Consider the following 14,825-nt stretch of genomic DNA (forward strand, 5'->3'; position numbering starts at 1 on the left):
CGGCCCATGGATGGGCCGTGAGCGCGGTCCTCCCGGGAGCAAGGCCGGAGTGAGGGAACCCCGGAGCGTAGCGTAGGGGCCGGATGATGGGAGCGGGCGGTTTTTGGTTCCTTTTTGCCAAGACAAAAAGGGACCCGCCGTAAGGGCGGAAAGGTGATTCAGCGCCGCCACGGCCAATGGATATTCACGCTAGCCCCTAGCCGCAAGCCGCAAGCCGCAAGCCGCAAGCCAAAGCTCATGCGGGTGTTTTCATTCATACGGGCATATCCATTTGCTGTAGCGACGCTCACTCACCTTTCCGCCCTTACGGCGGGTCACTTTTTGGCAAACGCCCCAAAAAGTAACCAAAAAAGGCTGGCTCCCATCATCCGGCCCCTACGCTACGCTTCGGGGTTCCCTCGCTCCGGCCTTGCTCCCGGGAGGACCGCGCTCACGGCCCATCCATGGGCCGAAGCGCTTGACGGGCATCCATGCCCGTCACCTCCCTCCGCAAGACCTGCGCTCGGCCTCCTGAAGTCGCAATCTGTGGTGATTGAGCTACCGCGCGCTGAAAAGCGAAAAGCGAAAAGCGAAAAGTGAAAAGTGAAAAGCAAAGGCAAAGGCAAAGGCAAAGGCAAAGGCAGAGCAAGCTGTGCTTGCGGCGCAGGGCGTGCAGGTGACTATTGGTCCGCGCCACGCTATGCGCCACAATAGCGATCATTTGCGGAGCACCCCATGACTGACTTCACCCCCGACGCCATTCTTGATGCCACCGGCCTGAACTGTCCAGAACCGGTGATGATGCTGCACACCCACGTGCGCAACCTGGCCGCCGGCGGCCTGCTCAAGGTCATCGCCACGGATCCCTCGACCCGGCGCGACATTCCCAAGTTCTGCAACTTCCTCGGCCATGAACTGCTGCAGCAGCAGGAAGAGGCCGGTACCTACCTGTACTGGATTCGCAAGAAAGCCGACTGATCCACGCTGGATCGTGCCGGGCATAGCACCTACACTGCGTTCCCCAGACAGGAGAGCGCCATGCTGATAGTTGCCGACGAGAATATCCCGCTGCTCGATGCCTTCTTCGAAGGTTTCGGCGAGATCCGCCGTTACCCTGGCCGGAGCATGGACGCCGCCAGCGTCAAAGAGGCCGATGTGCTGCTGGTGCGCTCGGTGACCAAGGTCGACCGGCAACTGCTAGAAGGCAGCAGAGTGCGCTTTGTCGGCACCTGCACAATCGGCACCGATCACCTGGACCTGGATTACTTTGCCGAAGCGGGCATCCACTGGAGCAGCGCGCCGGGCTGCAACGCCCGTGGTGTTGTCGACTATGTGCTGGGCAGCCTGCTGACCCTGGCCGACCTGGACGGTGCAGCGCTGCCCCAGCGCACCTATGGCGTGGTTGGCGCGGGGGAGGTTGGTGGCCGGCTGGTGCGGGTGTTGCACGGCATGGGCTGGAAGGTGCTGGTCTGCGATCCGTTGCGCCAGGCGGCTGAGGGGGGCGATTTCGTCAGCCTGCAAACTGTGCTTGAACAATGCGATGTGATCAGCCTGCATACCCCGTTGCAGCAGGGCGGCGAGCACCCGACCTGGCACCTGCTGGGCCAAGCGCAGCTCGCGCAGCTGCGCCCTGGCGCATGGCTGATCAACGCCAGCCGTGGACCGGTGGTGGATAACCTTGCACTGCGAGAGTTGCTGTTGGATCGCGAAGACGTGCACGCTGTGCTCGATGTATGGGAGGGCGAACCGCAGGTCGACCTGCAACTGGCCGACCTCTGCACCCTGGCTACGCCGCACATCGCCGGCTACAGCCTGGATGGCCGCCAGCGCGGTACGGCGCAGATCTATCAAGCATTGTGCCGCTTCCTGGGTGAGGCCGAGCGCGTGCAGCTGCAGGATCTGCTGCCCAAACCGCCACTGGCGCAGATCGAGTTCGATGGCGAAGCGGACCTTGGCTGGGCCTTGGCGACGTTATGCCGGGCGGTGTACGACCCGCGCCGCGACGATGCCGATTTCCGTCGCAGCCTGAGCGACGATGCGGCCGAGCAACGCGCGGCGTTCGACCTGTTGCGCAAACAGTATCCGCCACGCCGTGAAATCGAAGGGTTAGCGGTGCGGTTGCGGGGCGAGGCGCCGCAGCTGGTGCAGATGGTCAATGCCTTGGGTGCAGTGGTCGTTTGACCGGCAGGCAGAACATCCTGGGCAAATAAAAAACCCGGCGACAGCGCCGGGTTTCAATCAATTCTTCACTCAGCCCTTGCGCACCTTCTTCACCCGGCTGTCCTCGAGGTCCTTGCAGGCCTGCTGGATCATTTGCTCGGTGATCGGTACTTCACGGCCTTGGGCATCGATGATTGAGCCGCAGACCTTCGGTTGCGGGGTGTTCTGGGGCTTCTGGGCGTCGCTGCCGTTTTGCAAACTCATCTGCTCTCTCCTCGTCAGGTCCAATATCAAGGTAAACCTGTGCCGTGACTGGCCTGTGACAGCGGCTCTTGGAGGTCACGACAGTTACAGTCCACCAGAAAGTGCGATAAACCTCCAGAGATGTTTTAGAACGATGGGCTATAGCCACTGCCAGGCGGGATGAATGGTAGGCTGCTGTTTCACTGTCATTGTGGTCCATCGCCATGCTCGAACCGGTTTCTTCACGTCAGCGTCGCGCCTTGTTTCTCTGCTGGCATTTCATGCGCCCATACCGTCGCCAAGCGCTGTTGGCGTTGCTGGCTCTGGTAGTGACCGCCGGCATTACCCTGTCCATGGGTCAAGGCATCCGCCTGTTGGTGGACCAGGGGTTCATGACCCGTTCGGCGCAACAGCTCAATCAGACCATCGGCCTGTTCCTGCTGTTGGTGCTGGCGTTGGCGGCAGGGACATTCAGCCGCTTCTATCTGGTTTCCTGGATCGGTGAGCGCTGCGTGGCCGATATTCGCCGCGCCGTGTTCGATCACCTTGTAGGCCTGCACCCTGGCTTTTTCGAAGACAACCGCAGCTCGGAAATCCAGTCCCGACTGACCGCCGATACCACATTGCTGCAGGCGGTCATCGGCTCGTCACTGTCGATGTTCCTGCGCAACGCCCTGATGGTGATCGGCGGCGTTGTGCTGCTTTTCATCACCAACCCCAAACTCACCAGTATCGTCGTGGTGGCCCTGCCGCTGGTGCTCGCGCCGATCCTGCTGTTTGGCCGGCGCGTGCGCAGCCTGTCGCGGCAGAGCCAGGACCGTGTGGCGGATGTGGGCAGCTATGTGGCCGAGACGCTGGGGCAGATCAAGACCGTGCAGGCCTACAACCACCAGGCACTCGACCGCCAGTTGTTCGCTGGAACGGTCGAGGCGGCCTTCGCCGTGGCGCGCCAGCGGATCGCACAACGGGCCTGGTTGATCACCCTGGTCATCGTGCTGGTGCTGGGCGCGGTGGGGGTGATGTTGTGGGTCGGCGGCATGGATGTAATCGCCGGGCGCATCTCCGCAGGCGAATTGGCAGCCTTCGTGTTCTACAGCCTGATCGTCGGTAGTGCCTTCGGTACTCTGAGCGAAGTCATCGGCGAACTGCAGCGCGCCGCCGGTGCAGCCGAGCGTATCGCCGAACTGCTGGCAGCGCGCAGCAGCATTCTAGAGACCGAGCAGCCGTTTGTGCTGGATCGGCAGCGCGCTGGTGGGCGTATCGAGCTGAAGAACCTGGTATTTGCTTACCCTTCCAGGCCATCGGTTGCCGCCATCGACAACCTGAACCTGGTCATCGAGCCAGGCCAGACCGTGGCGCTGGTGGGGCCATCCGGCGCGGGCAAATCGACATTGTTCGACTTGCTGTTGCGCTTCTACGACCCCCAGGAGGGGGGCATCCTTCTGGATAATCAGCCAATCACCAGCCTGGCGTTGGGCGAACTACGCCGCCAGTTCGCACTGGTGGCGCAGAACCCCTCGCTGTTTCGCGGTACGGTCGAGGCCAACATCCGCTATGGGCACCCGGAGGCCAGCTTGGCCGAGGTTGAGGCGGCCGCGCGTGGCGCACATGCCGATGAGTTCATCCGGCAACTGCCGCAGGGTTACCAGACACTGCTGGGCGAGGGTGGTATTGGCCTGTCGGGCGGGCAGCGGCAGCGTCTGGCGATTGCGCGGGCGTTGCTGGTGGATGCGCCGATCCTGCTGCTCGACGAAGCCACCAGCGCCCTCGATGCGCAGAGCGAGCACTTGATCCAGCAGGCGCTTGCGAGCCTGATGGCGGGCCGCACTACGCTGGTCATCGCCCATCGCTTGGCCACAGTGCAGCATGCTGATCGCATCGCGGTCATCGACAAGGGTCGCCTGGTGGCAGTGGGGACCCACCGTGAACTGATCGAAAAGAGCCCGCTGTACGCCAGGCTGGCCTCGCTGCAGTTCAACGCAGGTTGACGCATCGAAGGCTTGTAACATTTTTGTAGCAATTGCTTGAGACTATCCCTTCAACTGTTGCGTAAGTGCTCGACCTGGCTGCTATCGATTGATGGCAGCTTTTTTTTGGCCTGCGAACGAGGACATGGATGTCTGTGGCGGCGCTGCCAGCGGCACGCTGTTTCCTCATTCCTTGTTCCCGAGATCTGCGATGTTGCGTAAATCCCTCAGAGTACAAATTCTTACCCTGCTTGGCGGTAGCCTGGCGGCGATGCTGCTGATTGCTTTGGTGTGCTTCCAGTTTCTGTCCTCCAGTGTGCGCAGCTATGCCACGTTGGTCGATGGACCGCTGCAGGCCTCGCAATCGATCGATGAAGCCAACCTGCAGTTCAAGATCCAGGTGCAGGAGTGGAAGAACGTGCTGCTGCGCGGCCGTCAGCCGGCCGAGCTGGAGAAATACTGGCAGCAGTTCCAGGCCCGTGAGCAGCAGGTTCAGCAGTTGCTTGGGCAACTGATCGACAGCAGTGATCAGAAGCTCAAGGAGCCTTTGCAGCAACTGCGTGACAGCCATCGGCAATTGGGTGTGGCCTACGCGCAGGGGCGCCAGGCGTTTCTGGCCGCAGGTGGTGACCCGGTCGCTGGCGATCTGGCGGTCAAAGGTGTCGACCGTGCTGCCAGCGAGCAGATGAGCGCGTTGGTCGAGCAATTGCGCGCCGACGCCCGTGAGCGCGCCGCCAGCATCAATGTCAGTGCCGAGCGCACGGTATGGCTGGGTATGCTGGTGATGCTCGGTTCGGCACTGCTGGTCGGTTTGCTCAGCCTGTGGCGGGTCAACCGCAGCCTGATCGAGCCGATCAGCCAGTTGATCGAGTACGTAGCGCAATTGAGCCAGGGCCGCTTTGGCGCCCGGGTCGACAGCCGTCGCGAGGATGAACTGGGCCGCCTTGCGCGTGCGGCCAATACCTTGCGTGATTTCCTTGCCGAAACCGTTGGCCGCCTTAAGGACAATGCCCAAGAGTTGGAAGGCGCCAGTGGCCAACTGCGCAGCATCGCCGGTGACATGGCGCGCGGTACCCATGACCAGTTCCAGCGTACCGATCAGGTGGCCACGGCGATGCACGAGATGTCCGCCACTGCCCAGGAGGTTGCCCGTCACGCCGCCGAAGCCGCACGTGCGGCCGATGAAGCCGACCACAGTGCCCAGGCTGGCGAGCAGGTCATGCAGCGGACCATCGACATCATCGGCGTGGTCAACCGGGAGATCGCAGGTACTGCGGCGGTAATCCGCGATCTTGAGAATGACAGTTCGCGCATCGGCAAGGTGCTGGAAGTGATCCGCGGTATCGCCGAGCAGACTAACCTGCTGGCGCTCAATGCGGCCATCGAGGCGGCACGTGCGGGTGAGGCCGGGCGCGGCTTTGCGGTGGTCGCCGACGAGGTGCGTAGCCTGGCTCAGCGCACGGCGGCGTCGATCGCCGAAATCCATCAGATCATCGAGGCCGTACAGTCTGGCGCGGTTGAGGCGGTCAAGGCCATCGAAAGCGGGCAGCAGCGCAGCGAGGAGGGGGCCGAGCAGGTGCAGCAGGCTGGGCAGATGCTGCAGCGCATCACCACGGCAGTTGAGGCCATCCGTGACATGAACCGGCAGATCGCCACGGCAGCTGAAGAGCAGACCAGCGTGGCCGAGGATATTTCGCGCAACCTGATCGAGATTACCCGCATCGCCACGGCCAACCAGCAGGCGGTGCAGCACACCGAGCAGGCGGGCCAGCGCCTGCATGGGCTGTCGGGGCAGTTGGGTGAGGTCACTTCGCGGCTTACCGCGTAGTGCTTATCACGAATGACAAAAAGCCCGCACAATGGCGGGCTTTTTGAAGGATTTGGTCGGAGAGACAGGATTCGAACCTGCGGCCTTCTCGTCCCGAACGAGACGCGCTACCTGGCTGCGCTACACTCCGATGAACGAAATCCTACTGCATGGTTTTTTTGAACGCAAGCCCTTGTTGTTAAAAGGGCTTAGGCTCAAAACAGGGCGCTCGATCAGAGCTCCTTGACGGTACGAACCTGGTCTTTGTTCAGGCGCGTACGCTTGCCGTCAAGTTGCTCGAACTCGTAGAAGCCAGAGTCCTCATCAAAGGACGGAGTGTCCACAGCCTGGATCTCACGGCCGTCGTTCAGGGTGATCACGGTCGGCGAGGCACAGCCAGCGAGGGCGCCCAGGCCCAGGGCGAGCATAAAGGCGGGAAGGGTCCGTTTAATCATCGTGTTTCTCCAGTGCGATGGTGCTAGATGACGTTAAGACGCAAGGCGTCTGCGCAAGTTCCTTTTACAGTGCAGCATAGCGCCAATCCCTGGGTATTGACCTGGGTCTGTCAAGGTTGCCGCAGGGCAGCCTGTGATATAAATGCGGCCATCCCTTCCCCCCTGCGATGGACACTCATGAAAGCCAAGGCAGATACCCCCTTCGTGGCCCTGAATATTGCCGTGCTGACGGTAAGCGATACCCGAACCTTTGAAACCGATACCTCCGGGCAGATGTTCGTCGACCGCCTGACTGCGGCGGGCCACCAGCTGGCTGAGCGTAAGCTGCTCAAGGACGATCTCTACAAGATCCGCGCCCAGGTGGCCACCTGGATCGCCGATGACCGCGTGCAGGTCGTGCTGATCACCGGTGGCACCGGCTTCACGGGGCGCGACAGCACGCCTGAGGCTGTGGCCTGCCTGCTGGACAAGCAGGTGGAAGGCTTCGGCGAGCTGTTCCGGCAGATCTCCGTTGCCGACATCGGCACGTCCACCGTTCAGTCGCGCGCTTTGGCCGGCCTGGCCAACGGCACGCTGGTATGCTGCCTGCCGGGCTCCACCAATGCCGTACGCACTGGCTGGGACGGCATCCTTGCCGAGCAGCTCGATGCCCGCCATCGCCCGTGCAATTTCGTTGCACACCTGAAGCAGGCAGGGGCCTGTGAAAGCCGTGGCTGAGGCGCCGCAGGCCCGGCCATTGATGCCGGTGGAAGAAGCGCTGGAGCGCCTGCTGGCCTTGGCCGAAGCCGCGCCGATCAAGGACACCGAAACCGTCTTGCTGGCGGAGGCCGAGGGCCGGGTGCTGGCGACCGACCTGGTTGCCTCGCTCGACCTGCCGCCCTGGCCCAACAGTGCCATGGATGGCTACGCACTGCGCCTGGCCGATTACCAAGGCCAGCCGTTGTACGTCAGCCAGCGCATTTTTGCTGGGCACGCGCCCGAGCCGTTGCAGGCCGGCACATGCGCGCGGATCTTCACCGGTGCCCCGCTGCCGGCCGGTGCCGACTGCGTCGAGATGCAGGAAAACACCGAGGTGCTGGAGGATGGGCGGGTGCGTTTCCTCGAGCTGATGAGGCCTGAGCAGAATGTCCGCCCCCAAGGCCAGGAAACACGTCAGGGCGAACAGGTGATGGTCGCAGGAACGCGCCTGGGCCCAATCGAGCTGGGGTTGGCCGCAACCCTGGGCCATGCTCAACTGCAGGTGGTGCGTCGGGTACGGGTGGCAGTGTTGTCTACCGGCGACGAGCTGGTCGAGCCAGGTTTGCCACTGGGCCCAGGGCAGATCTACAACAGCAACCGCCGCCTGCTGGTCAGCTGGTTGCAACGCCTGGGCTGTGAAGTGCGCGACATGGGCATCCTGCCTGATGACCTGGTGCGGACTCGCCAGTGCCTGGCCAGCCTGGGTGATGTCGACCTGATCCTGTCCACCGGCGGTGTTTCCGTGGGCGAGGCCGATTACCTGGGCGCGGCGCTGCGTGAGGCGGGCGAGTTGGCCCTGTGGAAGCTGGCGATCAAACCGGGCAAGCCGCTGACGTTCGGTCATTTTCAAGGTGTGCCGGTGATCGGGCTGCCAGGCAATCCGGCGTCGACCCTGGTCACTTTCAGCCTGCTCACGCGCCCGTACTTGCTTCGCCGTCAAGGGGTGGCCGATGTCACTCCGCTACGTTTCGATGTGCCTGCCGGTTTCGATTGGCCCAAGGCCGGAACCCGGCGCGAATACCTGCGGGCGCGTATCGACAACGGCCGGGTGCGCATCTACAAGAACCAGAGCTCTGGCGTGCTGCGCAGCGCCGCCTGGGCTGAGGGCTTGGTGGAGGTTCGCGAAGGCAGTACGCTGCAGCAGGGTGACAGCGTACAGTTCATACCGTTGAGCGAACTACTTGGTTGATCGCCCTAGCCAGGGATCTATAGGTTGCGGGGCGGTGGCAGGCGCTGACTGCGTCAGGCGCATGTGTACGTTCTCCAGTTGCTGCGCCGCCACGCTCCAGTCATGACGGTGCCGGGCAAACTGGCGGCCGGCTTCGCTCAGTTGGCGCATGCGCCAGGGTTGGTTGAGCAATTGGGTAATCAGCAGTGCCAACTGGTCACCGTCATCGCTGCCCAGGTAATGCTCGCCGTTGTCCACGGCAAGGCCTGAAACGCCCTTGCTGGTGGTGATCACCGGCAGCCCGGCAGCCATGGCTTCGAGAATCTTGACTTTGGAGCCGCCGGCGTAGCGCAGGGGGGCGAAGAACAACGCCGAGCGCCGCTGCAGTTCGCGAAGGTCAGGGCGATAACCTAGCCATTCGATACGTGGATCATTCCAGTGCAGCTTCCATGAGGCCGGCATGGCATGCCCGGCTATGGCCAGGCGCACCGCAGGGTTGCTCATCCACACCTGCGGCAGTATTTCTTCCAGCGCCCATTCGATGGCCTCAAGGTTCGCACCGTATTCGAAGTTGCCAACGAACAGAAGTCGCTGACTGTGCAGTGCGGGACATACCTGTTTGTAATACTCGCAATCCACACCGTTGACCACTACGTTCACTGGGCGCCCGCTGATCTGGCTGATCAGTTCGGCATCATGGGCGCTCACTGCCACCACTTCGGTGGGCTGGCAAAGTACGCGTTGCTCCCAGCGACGATAGCGCCAGCGGTCGAACGCGTTGAGCGGGCGTAGCCAAAGCGGCAAGCGGTCATGGCAGGCAGCGCCCATCACCGATTCGAGTGTGTGTTCGCTGAGCATGTAGGGTAGTGCGCGGGCCTGCAGGGCTTTTTCAAAAGGTTGGAAGCCGTAACTGTGCTCTATCTGGATGACGTCCCAGGGCTCGTCCAGCAACTGCTCGAAACGGTGGCGCAGGCAGGGCGCCAAGCCATTGATGATTGCCCGCATGGGGTAGTCGATGATCGGTGAGGCCAGCAGGTTGAGCGGGCTGTGCAGTGCTCGGCGTGGAAGTACGATCAGCCGTTCGACCAGTGGCTCCAGCGCTTCGCGGGTGGCATCGTTGAGCGGGACTTTTGACTGCACCAGCAAGGTGATCCGGTGCCCGTGCTGCGCAAGGGCGCGCAGCAGATGGTATTGCCGGGTCTTGCTGCCGCTGGTGGTTGGCCAGGGCAGGTAGGGCAGCGTCCAGAGTATGCGCATGAACCACAATCCTCGCTAAAGGCTGCAGACAAAAAACGCGCCCGTTGGCAGTCAGCCGATGGCTGCAACCGGGACGCGTCCATACATTTCAGTAAAGCCCACGCTATCGTCTTCGCTCAGGTATTCGTTTCTGTCGATCATGCAGGGGATCAGTACGCTCATTTCACAATCTCAACTCGGCGCTGCACGTAGCGCTAAGGGGGCAACTTGTGAGCTGCCAGCGTTCCGGCGGCAAAAAAGTCAAAAAACCGACTTTTTTATTATTTCATGCCAGTGTTGGCCAAATATTTGTCGATCATGCGCCTGATGGCCGAAGCTTTCAATCCTGTTGATGTGGGCCTGACTGGTTTTTGTTCAAATACTTGTCTGGCGTTGGCGCCTGGTCAGCTAGTGCATGCAGCAATCTGCCGACGCCTGTGGTCGAGATCTGCAATGAGCGGTCCCTTGGGAGAAGCGTGATGGGTAAGGCAATGGTGATCCTGCACGGCAAGCAGGCGATGAACGAAGATGTGCGCGAGGCCGTACTCGCCCAGCGTGAGCGGGGCTGGACGCTGGACGTGCGGGTGACCTGGGAAGCGGGTGATGCCCAGCGGCTGGTTGCCGAGGCGCTGGCGGCTGGCTACACCCATGTGGTCGCAGGAGGCGGCGACGGTACTTTGCGCGATGTGGCCGAAGCCATGGGGCAGGCACAAACGCAGGCCAGCCTGGCATTGCTGCCTTTGGGCACCGCCAATGATTTCGCCAAGGCTGCTGGCGTGTCATTGCAGCCGGCTGAGGCACTGGCGCTGCTGGATATGCCGGCCCGGCCAATCGACCTGGGCAAGGTTGGCGACCAGATGTTTCTGAACATGGCCACGGGCGGATTCGGCAGTCAGGTCACGGCCAACACCTCCGAGGACCTGAAGAAGGTGCTGGGCGCAGCGGCTTACCTGTTCACCGGGCTGTCGCGCTTCAGTGAGTTGCAGGCCGCGTCGGTGGAGCTGACAGGCCCGGACTTTCACTGGCAGGGTGACTTGCTGGCGCTAGGCATCGGCAACGGCCGCCAGGCAGGTGGCGGCCAGGTTTTGTGCGCCGATGCCCTGGTGGATGACGGCCTGCTCGACATCGCTATCCTGCCGGCACCGCAAGAAGTGGTGGGGGCGCTGCGTGAACTGCTGGCCGGCGAAGGGCTGTTCGTTCGGGCGCGCTTGCCCTGGGTCGAGATCAAGAGCTCCCAAGGCCTGGACATCAACCTCGATGGTGAGCCGTTACAGGCTGACAGCCTGCGCTTCGAGGCCCTGCCTGCGGCGCTGCGCCTGCACCTGCCGCCAAATTCGCCGCTGCTCAGTCATCCAGGCTGATGATTTTCTCGCGCACGGCGAACAGTACCAGGCCGGCGACATCGTAGATCTGCAGGCGTTTCATGATCTGCGAGCGATGGGTTTCCACCGTTTTGATCGAAAGGGCAAGCCCGGCAGCGATTTCGCGAGTGGATTTGCCCCGTACGATCAGGCGCAGAATTTCCAGTTGCCGTGCAGTTAGGTTATGGCGGTCGATGTTTGCCTGCTTGCCATGCTGCGCACGCATGAGTGCCTGGTTGATCACCGTGTGGGCTATGGCTGGGCTGAGGTAGCGCTCGCCACTGCGTAGCGCGGCCAGTGCCTGCTCCAGCTCCTTTGCGGTGGCATCTTTGAGCAGGTAGCCGTGGGCGCCGCTTTCCAGGGCGCGCATGATCAGGTCCGGGTCGGTGTGCATGGACAGGATCAGTACTTTGCAGGTACTGCCAGAGGCGCGCAGCAGGGTGAGGGCATCAAGGCCGCTGGTCGAGCGCATGGAAATGTCGAGCAGTATGATGTCCGGCGCCAGCTGCTGGGCTTGCTCTAGCAGTTGGCCGCCATCGTCGGCTTCCCCGACCACGGTGTAGCCTGGTATGTCAGACACCAGAGCACGTACCCCGGCTCGAATCAGCGAGTGGTCATCGACCAGCAGCAGTCTACAGGTCATCGGATAGCAGGTGTCCTGGCGCGTTCATGGGTACGTGGTGTCCATGGGAACAAGACCTCGATCCGGGTACCGAGGCCCAGCTGGCTGGTAATTTTCAGTGTGCCCTGGAGCGCTGTGGCACGCTCCTGCATGCCGGCCATCCCGCGCTGGCCTGCCTCAGCCGGATTGGCGGCGGGGATGAAGCCCTGGCCATCGTCCTCTATCGACAAGGTCAGGCCGGCGGGGCTGCGCTGCAGGCGGATGGTCAGGTTGCGCGCCTTGGCATGGCGCAATATGTTGGTGACCGCTTCTTGCGCGATGCGAAAAGCAGCCATGGTCACCTCCTCGCAAATGCCACCCAGCCTTTGATGACACTCCAGGCTCCAATGCATGTCGGTGCTTCCTAGCGTGCGCACCAGATGTGCACGCAAGCTGGCTTCCAAGCCAAGACTTGCCAACTGCCGTGGATTGAGGAGTGCAGAGACATCACGCACCTTGCTCAGAGTGTCATCGAGTGTGCTGCACAGGGTGCCGCATTGGGCCTGCACATCGCTTGGCAGCCGCCGCTGCAACCACTCCAGCTGCAATTTGGCAGCGGTCAGCAGTTGGCCTATGTCGTCATGCAGTTCACGGCTCAGGTGCTGGCGTTCGCTTTCCTGGACTTTGAGCATGCGATCGGCCAGTTCTGCCGGGCGCAAGCTTATAGACCTGGCACCCTGGCTCAGGTGCCAGCCGACCCCGAACATTGCCATCAGCTGTAACAGCATCAGGCTGGCCGGTATGGCATGCCCGCCAGTGAACAGCAGCAGGTTGGCAAAAAGTGACGCCACGCACAGTAATGCGGTCGCCCAGCGCAGCACAGTGGGGAGGGAGCGGCAACGCAGAGCATTCTTCAAGCGTGGGAGCATAGATGGGAAGCCACTGAAACCTTGCTGATGGAGGCCTTGCGCATGTCTTGCCGGAGGCTTTGGCGTAGTGCTTTCAATAATCGCCAAGTGCGCGTTGAGGCGATCCATATACGGGTGACCGGTACTTGTTAGTGTGCATGGTATCACTTCAGGCCTGTTTGGTCGCGAGTGGGTAATGCTTTGAAACCTCAAGGTTTGCGGGGCGATCAAGGGGAGGCAATGCCTGATTCGAGCAGCAAATAGCCACCATTGATTGGCCTGGATGGCCTGCTCAGATCAACTTGCGCGAAGTCCGGTATTGCAGGGTGTAGCAACTTTCAGCCGTTCACAAGTTGGATCCTGATTCGGTATTACAGCGTCACCTTAGTTGCAGGTTGTCAATGACTGCTAGTGCGTTTGTTTGAGCAAGTTGGGCGATTGGCCATGAGGCCGGCCTGGTGCGTGTCAGCACAATCGCTGCGCGTTTCCTGGCAAGGCGCACACGTTTGCGGCAATGGCTGGTCCAGTGCGTTCGCCAGTTCGGCCAGCAAGGTGGTTTGTTCACTGGCATCAAGGGCGAGTCGCCCTGTGTGCGCATCGACAAGCTCCAGTTGCCAGGCCAGCAGGGTCAGGCAGGCCGCCAATGCAGGCAAGGCTTGATTGTGCAGGTGCAGCTGCATGCAGGCCGGAGCGAGCAGTTGCTGCAAGGCAGAGGCGTAGTTGGCGACTTCAAGCAGGCCCAGGCCGCTGGCGCGCCGGGCAAGAGTATCGAGGGTGTTGATGAGGCAATGGCAGGCGTCGGGGTCATTGGCGATCAGTTCCAGGTGCTGCAGGCACTCCTGGGACTGGGTCAGCAACACTTGCGCATCCAGCAGAAAGTCCTGCAGAGCGCTGCTGTCGAAAGCTGAACTGTCCATCATGAGGTCCCGGCCCGCAACGCGGGAGCGGGGGATGGCCAAGCCGTGTCGTTCGCTAGCAAAAGCCTGACTCCATTCATGCAGTGAGAATGGCGTCACATTAATGGCTAAAGGATAGCGCGAACATCAGGTTGTACCCGGTTGACGCTAAGGGTTTCCCTGATGTTGCTCTAGGGGTGGATAGCTTGTCTAAGGAATGGATCCAAGGCTGGCTGCAGTAAAGCATGATGTTAATGTGATATCAATTGGCCCGCGAAGCATTTTCGTTCAAGGGTCAAGCTGCGCACGCAGCCGCCGATACAAGGTGGATGAACTCACATTATTCCGAATTGAGCCTGGGGGTTTTCCAATGGCTGGCATTCTCGACACGGTAGACCAACGAACGCAACTGGTGGGTGAGAACCGCCTGGAAATCCTGATGTTCCGCCTGGCCGGGCGCCAGCTGTTCGCCATCAACGTGTTCAAGGTGCAGGAAGTGCTGCAATTGCCCAAATTGACCTTGATGCCACAGCGCCACGCGTTTGTCTGTGGCGTGGTCAACCTGCGTGGGCAAACCTTGCCGGTCATCGACCTGTCCCAGGCAATCGGCATGCGCCCGCTGCAGCCGGGGCCAGACAGCACCATCATCGTTACCGAGTACAATCGCTCGGTGCAGGCGTTCCTGGTGGGTGGGGTCGATCGCATCGTCAACATGAACTGGGAAGCCATCATGCCGCCGCCTTCCAGCGCGGGCCGTCAGCATTACCTTACGGCCATCACCAAAGTGGACGAAAAGCTGGTGGAGGTCATTGATGTCGAGAAGGTGCTGGCCGAGATCGTGCCTTACAACGCGAAGGTCTCCAATGACAAGCTCGCTGACCCGATACTGGCTCGCGCTCGTGGCCGTGAAGTGCTACTGGTGGACGATTCCAGCGTGGCGCTGGCGCAGCTGCGTGACACCCTGTCGCAACTGGGGATGAAACTGCATGTTGCCAGCGACGGCCTGAAGGCCTTGCGCATGCTCAAGGGCTGGGCCGATGCGGGTGAGGATATGTGCGAAAAACTGCTGATGGTGTTCACTGACGCGGAAATGCCTGAAATGGACGGTTATCGGCTGACCACAGAAATCCGCAGCGATGCGCGCCTGCGCAAGCTGTACGTGGTGTTGCACACCTCGCTGTCGGGCAGCTTCAACGAATCCATGGTCAAGAAAGTCGGCTGCGACAATTTCCTTTCCAAGTTCCAGCCTGATCGCCTGGTCGACGTGGTCAAGCAGCGTTTGCTGCTGGATTCGACCACTGCGTGA

The 14,825-nt window shown here is 61.6% G+C and carries 14 protein-coding genes, 1 tRNA gene and 1 pseudogene; 9 read left to right on the forward strand and 7 right to left on the reverse strand.

What is annotated here, in order from left to right; genetic code table 11:
- Positions 1 to 714 precede the first annotated feature (714 nt).
- A complete protein-coding gene (tusA, locus tag JET17_RS08330) occupies positions 715 to 957 on the forward strand; it encodes a sulfurtransferase TusA (protein WP_012313540.1) in 243 nt (80 codons plus the stop codon).
- A gap of 60 nt (positions 958 to 1,017) precedes the next feature.
- The gene (pdxB, locus tag JET17_RS08335; RefSeq protein WP_012313541.1) at positions 1,018 to 2,160 is read left to right on the forward strand and encodes a 4-phosphoerythronate dehydrogenase PdxB; all 1,143 of its coding nucleotides are present in this window, start codon (positions 1,018 to 1,020) and stop codon (positions 2,158 to 2,160) included.
- A 69-nt stretch (positions 2,161 to 2,229) separates the two neighbouring features.
- On the opposite strand, the gene JET17_RS08340 is transcribed toward pdxB, so the two are convergent.
- Positions 2,230 to 2,403, reverse strand: coding sequence for a PA1571 family protein (locus tag JET17_RS08340; RefSeq protein ID WP_012313542.1), 174 nt, complete (start codon positions 2,401 to 2,403; stop codon positions 2,230 to 2,232).
- Positions 2,404 to 2,606: 203 nt separating this feature from the next.
- Between JET17_RS08340 and JET17_RS08345 the strand changes: the two genes are divergently transcribed.
- The 3 genes and pseudogenes from JET17_RS08345 to JET17_RS27730 all read left to right on the forward strand — a co-directional run bounded on the left by JET17_RS08345 (position 2,607) and on the right by JET17_RS27730 (position 6,177).
- On the forward strand, positions 2,607 to 4,370 hold the full coding sequence (locus tag JET17_RS08345) for an ABC transporter transmembrane domain-containing protein (protein WP_042111282.1): 1,764 nt from the start codon (positions 2,607 to 2,609) through the stop codon (positions 4,368 to 4,370).
- A gap of 763 nt (positions 4,371 to 5,133) precedes the next feature.
- Positions 5,134 to 5,292: pseudogene (locus JET17_RS27725) on the forward strand (HAMP domain-containing protein); the annotation flags it as partial.
- A gap of 171 nt (positions 5,293 to 5,463) precedes the next feature.
- Positions 5,464 to 6,177 (forward strand): methyl-accepting chemotaxis protein, encoded by a 714-nt coding sequence (locus JET17_RS27730; protein ID WP_420094548.1) that lies wholly within the window; start codon positions 5,464 to 5,466, stop codon positions 6,175 to 6,177.
- Positions 6,178 to 6,230: 53 nt separating this feature from the next.
- On the opposite strand, the gene JET17_RS08355 is transcribed toward JET17_RS27730, so the two are convergent.
- Together JET17_RS08355 and JET17_RS08360 are read right to left on the reverse strand one after the other, a co-directional pair.
- Positions 6,231 to 6,307 (reverse strand) — tRNA-Pro (locus JET17_RS08355).
- An 82-nt stretch (positions 6,308 to 6,389) separates the two neighbouring features.
- On the reverse strand, positions 6,390 to 6,611 hold the full coding sequence (locus JET17_RS08360; RefSeq protein ID WP_012313545.1) for a YgdI/YgdR family lipoprotein: 222 nt from the start codon (positions 6,609 to 6,611) through the stop codon (positions 6,390 to 6,392).
- Between the two features lie 177 nt (positions 6,612 to 6,788).
- On the opposite strand from JET17_RS08360, the gene moaB reads away from it, so the two are divergent.
- Together moaB and glp are read left to right on the forward strand one after the other, a co-directional pair.
- Positions 6,789 to 7,328 carry a molybdenum cofactor biosynthesis protein B gene (gene moaB / locus JET17_RS08365; RefSeq protein WP_012313546.1) on the forward strand — a complete coding sequence of 180 codons (540 nt, stop codon included), beginning with the start codon at positions 6,789 to 6,791 and terminating at the stop codon, positions 7,326 to 7,328.
- Positions 7,329 to 7,350: 22 nt separating this feature from the next.
- Positions 7,351 to 8,538, forward strand: coding sequence for a gephyrin-like molybdotransferase Glp (gene glp, locus JET17_RS08370; protein ID WP_190273333.1), 1,188 nt, complete (start codon positions 7,351 to 7,353; stop codon positions 8,536 to 8,538).
- On the opposite strand, the gene JET17_RS08375 is transcribed toward glp, so the two are convergent.
- On the reverse strand, positions 8,527 to 9,774 hold the full coding sequence (locus tag JET17_RS08375; RefSeq protein WP_012313548.1) for a glycosyltransferase family 4 protein: 1,248 nt from the start codon (positions 9,772 to 9,774) through the stop codon (positions 8,527 to 8,529). The two genes, glp and JET17_RS08375, sit on opposite strands and share 12 nt — an antisense overlap.
- Positions 9,775 to 10,232: 458 nt before the next feature.
- Between JET17_RS08375 and yegS the strand changes: the two genes are divergently transcribed.
- Complete coding sequence (gene yegS, locus JET17_RS08380; RefSeq protein WP_012313549.1) at positions 10,233 to 11,114, forward strand: lipid kinase YegS; 882 nt, start codon at positions 10,233 to 10,235, stop codon at positions 11,112 to 11,114.
- Here yegS and JET17_RS08385 read toward each other — a convergent pair.
- From JET17_RS08385 to JET17_RS08395, 3 genes are all read right to left on the reverse strand, one after another.
- The gene (locus JET17_RS08385; protein WP_012313550.1) at positions 11,098 to 11,757 is read right to left on the reverse strand and encodes a response regulator; all 660 of its coding nucleotides are present in this window, start codon (positions 11,755 to 11,757) and stop codon (positions 11,098 to 11,100) included. The genes yegS and JET17_RS08385 overlap by 17 nt on opposite strands.
- The gene (locus JET17_RS08390; RefSeq protein ID WP_012313551.1) at positions 11,754 to 12,644 is read right to left on the reverse strand and encodes a sensor histidine kinase; all 891 of its coding nucleotides are present in this window, start codon (positions 12,642 to 12,644) and stop codon (positions 11,754 to 11,756) included. Before JET17_RS08390 ends, JET17_RS08385 begins: the two co-directional genes overlap by 4 nt.
- Before the next feature lie 377 nt (positions 12,645 to 13,021).
- Complete coding sequence (locus JET17_RS08395; protein ID WP_042111287.1) at positions 13,022 to 13,540, reverse strand: hypothetical protein; 519 nt, start codon at positions 13,538 to 13,540, stop codon at positions 13,022 to 13,024.
- Positions 13,541 to 13,889: 349 nt separating this feature from the next.
- Between JET17_RS08395 and JET17_RS08400 the strand changes: the two genes are divergently transcribed.
- Complete coding sequence (locus JET17_RS08400; RefSeq protein WP_012313553.1) at positions 13,890 to 14,825, forward strand: chemotaxis protein CheV; 936 nt, start codon at positions 13,890 to 13,892, stop codon at positions 14,823 to 14,825.

Origin of the sequence: Pseudomonas putida, from assembly GCF_016406145.1 — a bacterium.
GTDB classification, from domain to species: Bacteria; Pseudomonadota; Gammaproteobacteria; order Pseudomonadales; family Pseudomonadaceae; genus Aquipseudomonas; species Aquipseudomonas putida_E.

Bases quoted from the DNA above. Each gene is read 5' to 3' on its own strand.
- tusA (WP_012313540.1), top strand. From the start codon at position 715: ATGACTGACTTCACCCCCGACGCCATTCTTGATGCCACCGGCCTGAAC.
- JET17_RS08385 (WP_012313550.1), bottom strand. From the start codon at position 11,757: ATGACCTGTAGACTGCTGCTGGTCGATGACCACTCGCTGATTCGAGCC.
- glp (WP_190273333.1), top strand. From the start codon at position 7,351: ATGCCGGTGGAAGAAGCGCTGGAGCGCCTGCTGGCCTTGGCCGAAGCC.
- JET17_RS08400 (WP_012313553.1), top strand. From the start codon at position 13,890: ATGGCTGGCATTCTCGACACGGTAGACCAACGAACGCAACTGGTGGGT.
- pdxB (WP_012313541.1), top strand. From the start codon at position 1,018: ATGCTGATAGTTGCCGACGAGAATATCCCGCTGCTCGATGCCTTCTTC.
- yegS (WP_012313549.1), top strand. From the start codon at position 10,233: ATGGGTAAGGCAATGGTGATCCTGCACGGCAAGCAGGCGATGAACGAA.
- JET17_RS08375 (WP_012313548.1), bottom strand. From the start codon at position 9,774: ATGCGCATACTCTGGACGCTGCCCTACCTGCCCTGGCCAACCACCAGC.
- JET17_RS08390 (WP_012313551.1), bottom strand. From the start codon at position 12,644: ATGCTCCCACGCTTGAAGAATGCTCTGCGTTGCCGCTCCCTCCCCACT.
- JET17_RS27730 (WP_420094548.1), top strand. From the start codon at position 5,464: ATGCACGAGATGTCCGCCACTGCCCAGGAGGTTGCCCGTCACGCCGCC.
- JET17_RS08360 (WP_012313545.1), bottom strand. From the start codon at position 6,611: ATGATTAAACGGACCCTTCCCGCCTTTATGCTCGCCCTGGGCCTGGGC.
- JET17_RS08345 (WP_042111282.1), top strand. From the start codon at position 2,607: ATGCTCGAACCGGTTTCTTCACGTCAGCGTCGCGCCTTGTTTCTCTGC.
- JET17_RS08340 (WP_012313542.1), bottom strand. From the start codon at position 2,403: ATGAGTTTGCAAAACGGCAGCGACGCCCAGAAGCCCCAGAACACCCCG.
- JET17_RS08395 (WP_042111287.1), bottom strand. From the start codon at position 13,540: ATGGACAGTTCAGCTTTCGACAGCAGCGCTCTGCAGGACTTTCTGCTG.
- moaB (WP_012313546.1), top strand. From the start codon at position 6,789: ATGAAAGCCAAGGCAGATACCCCCTTCGTGGCCCTGAATATTGCCGTG.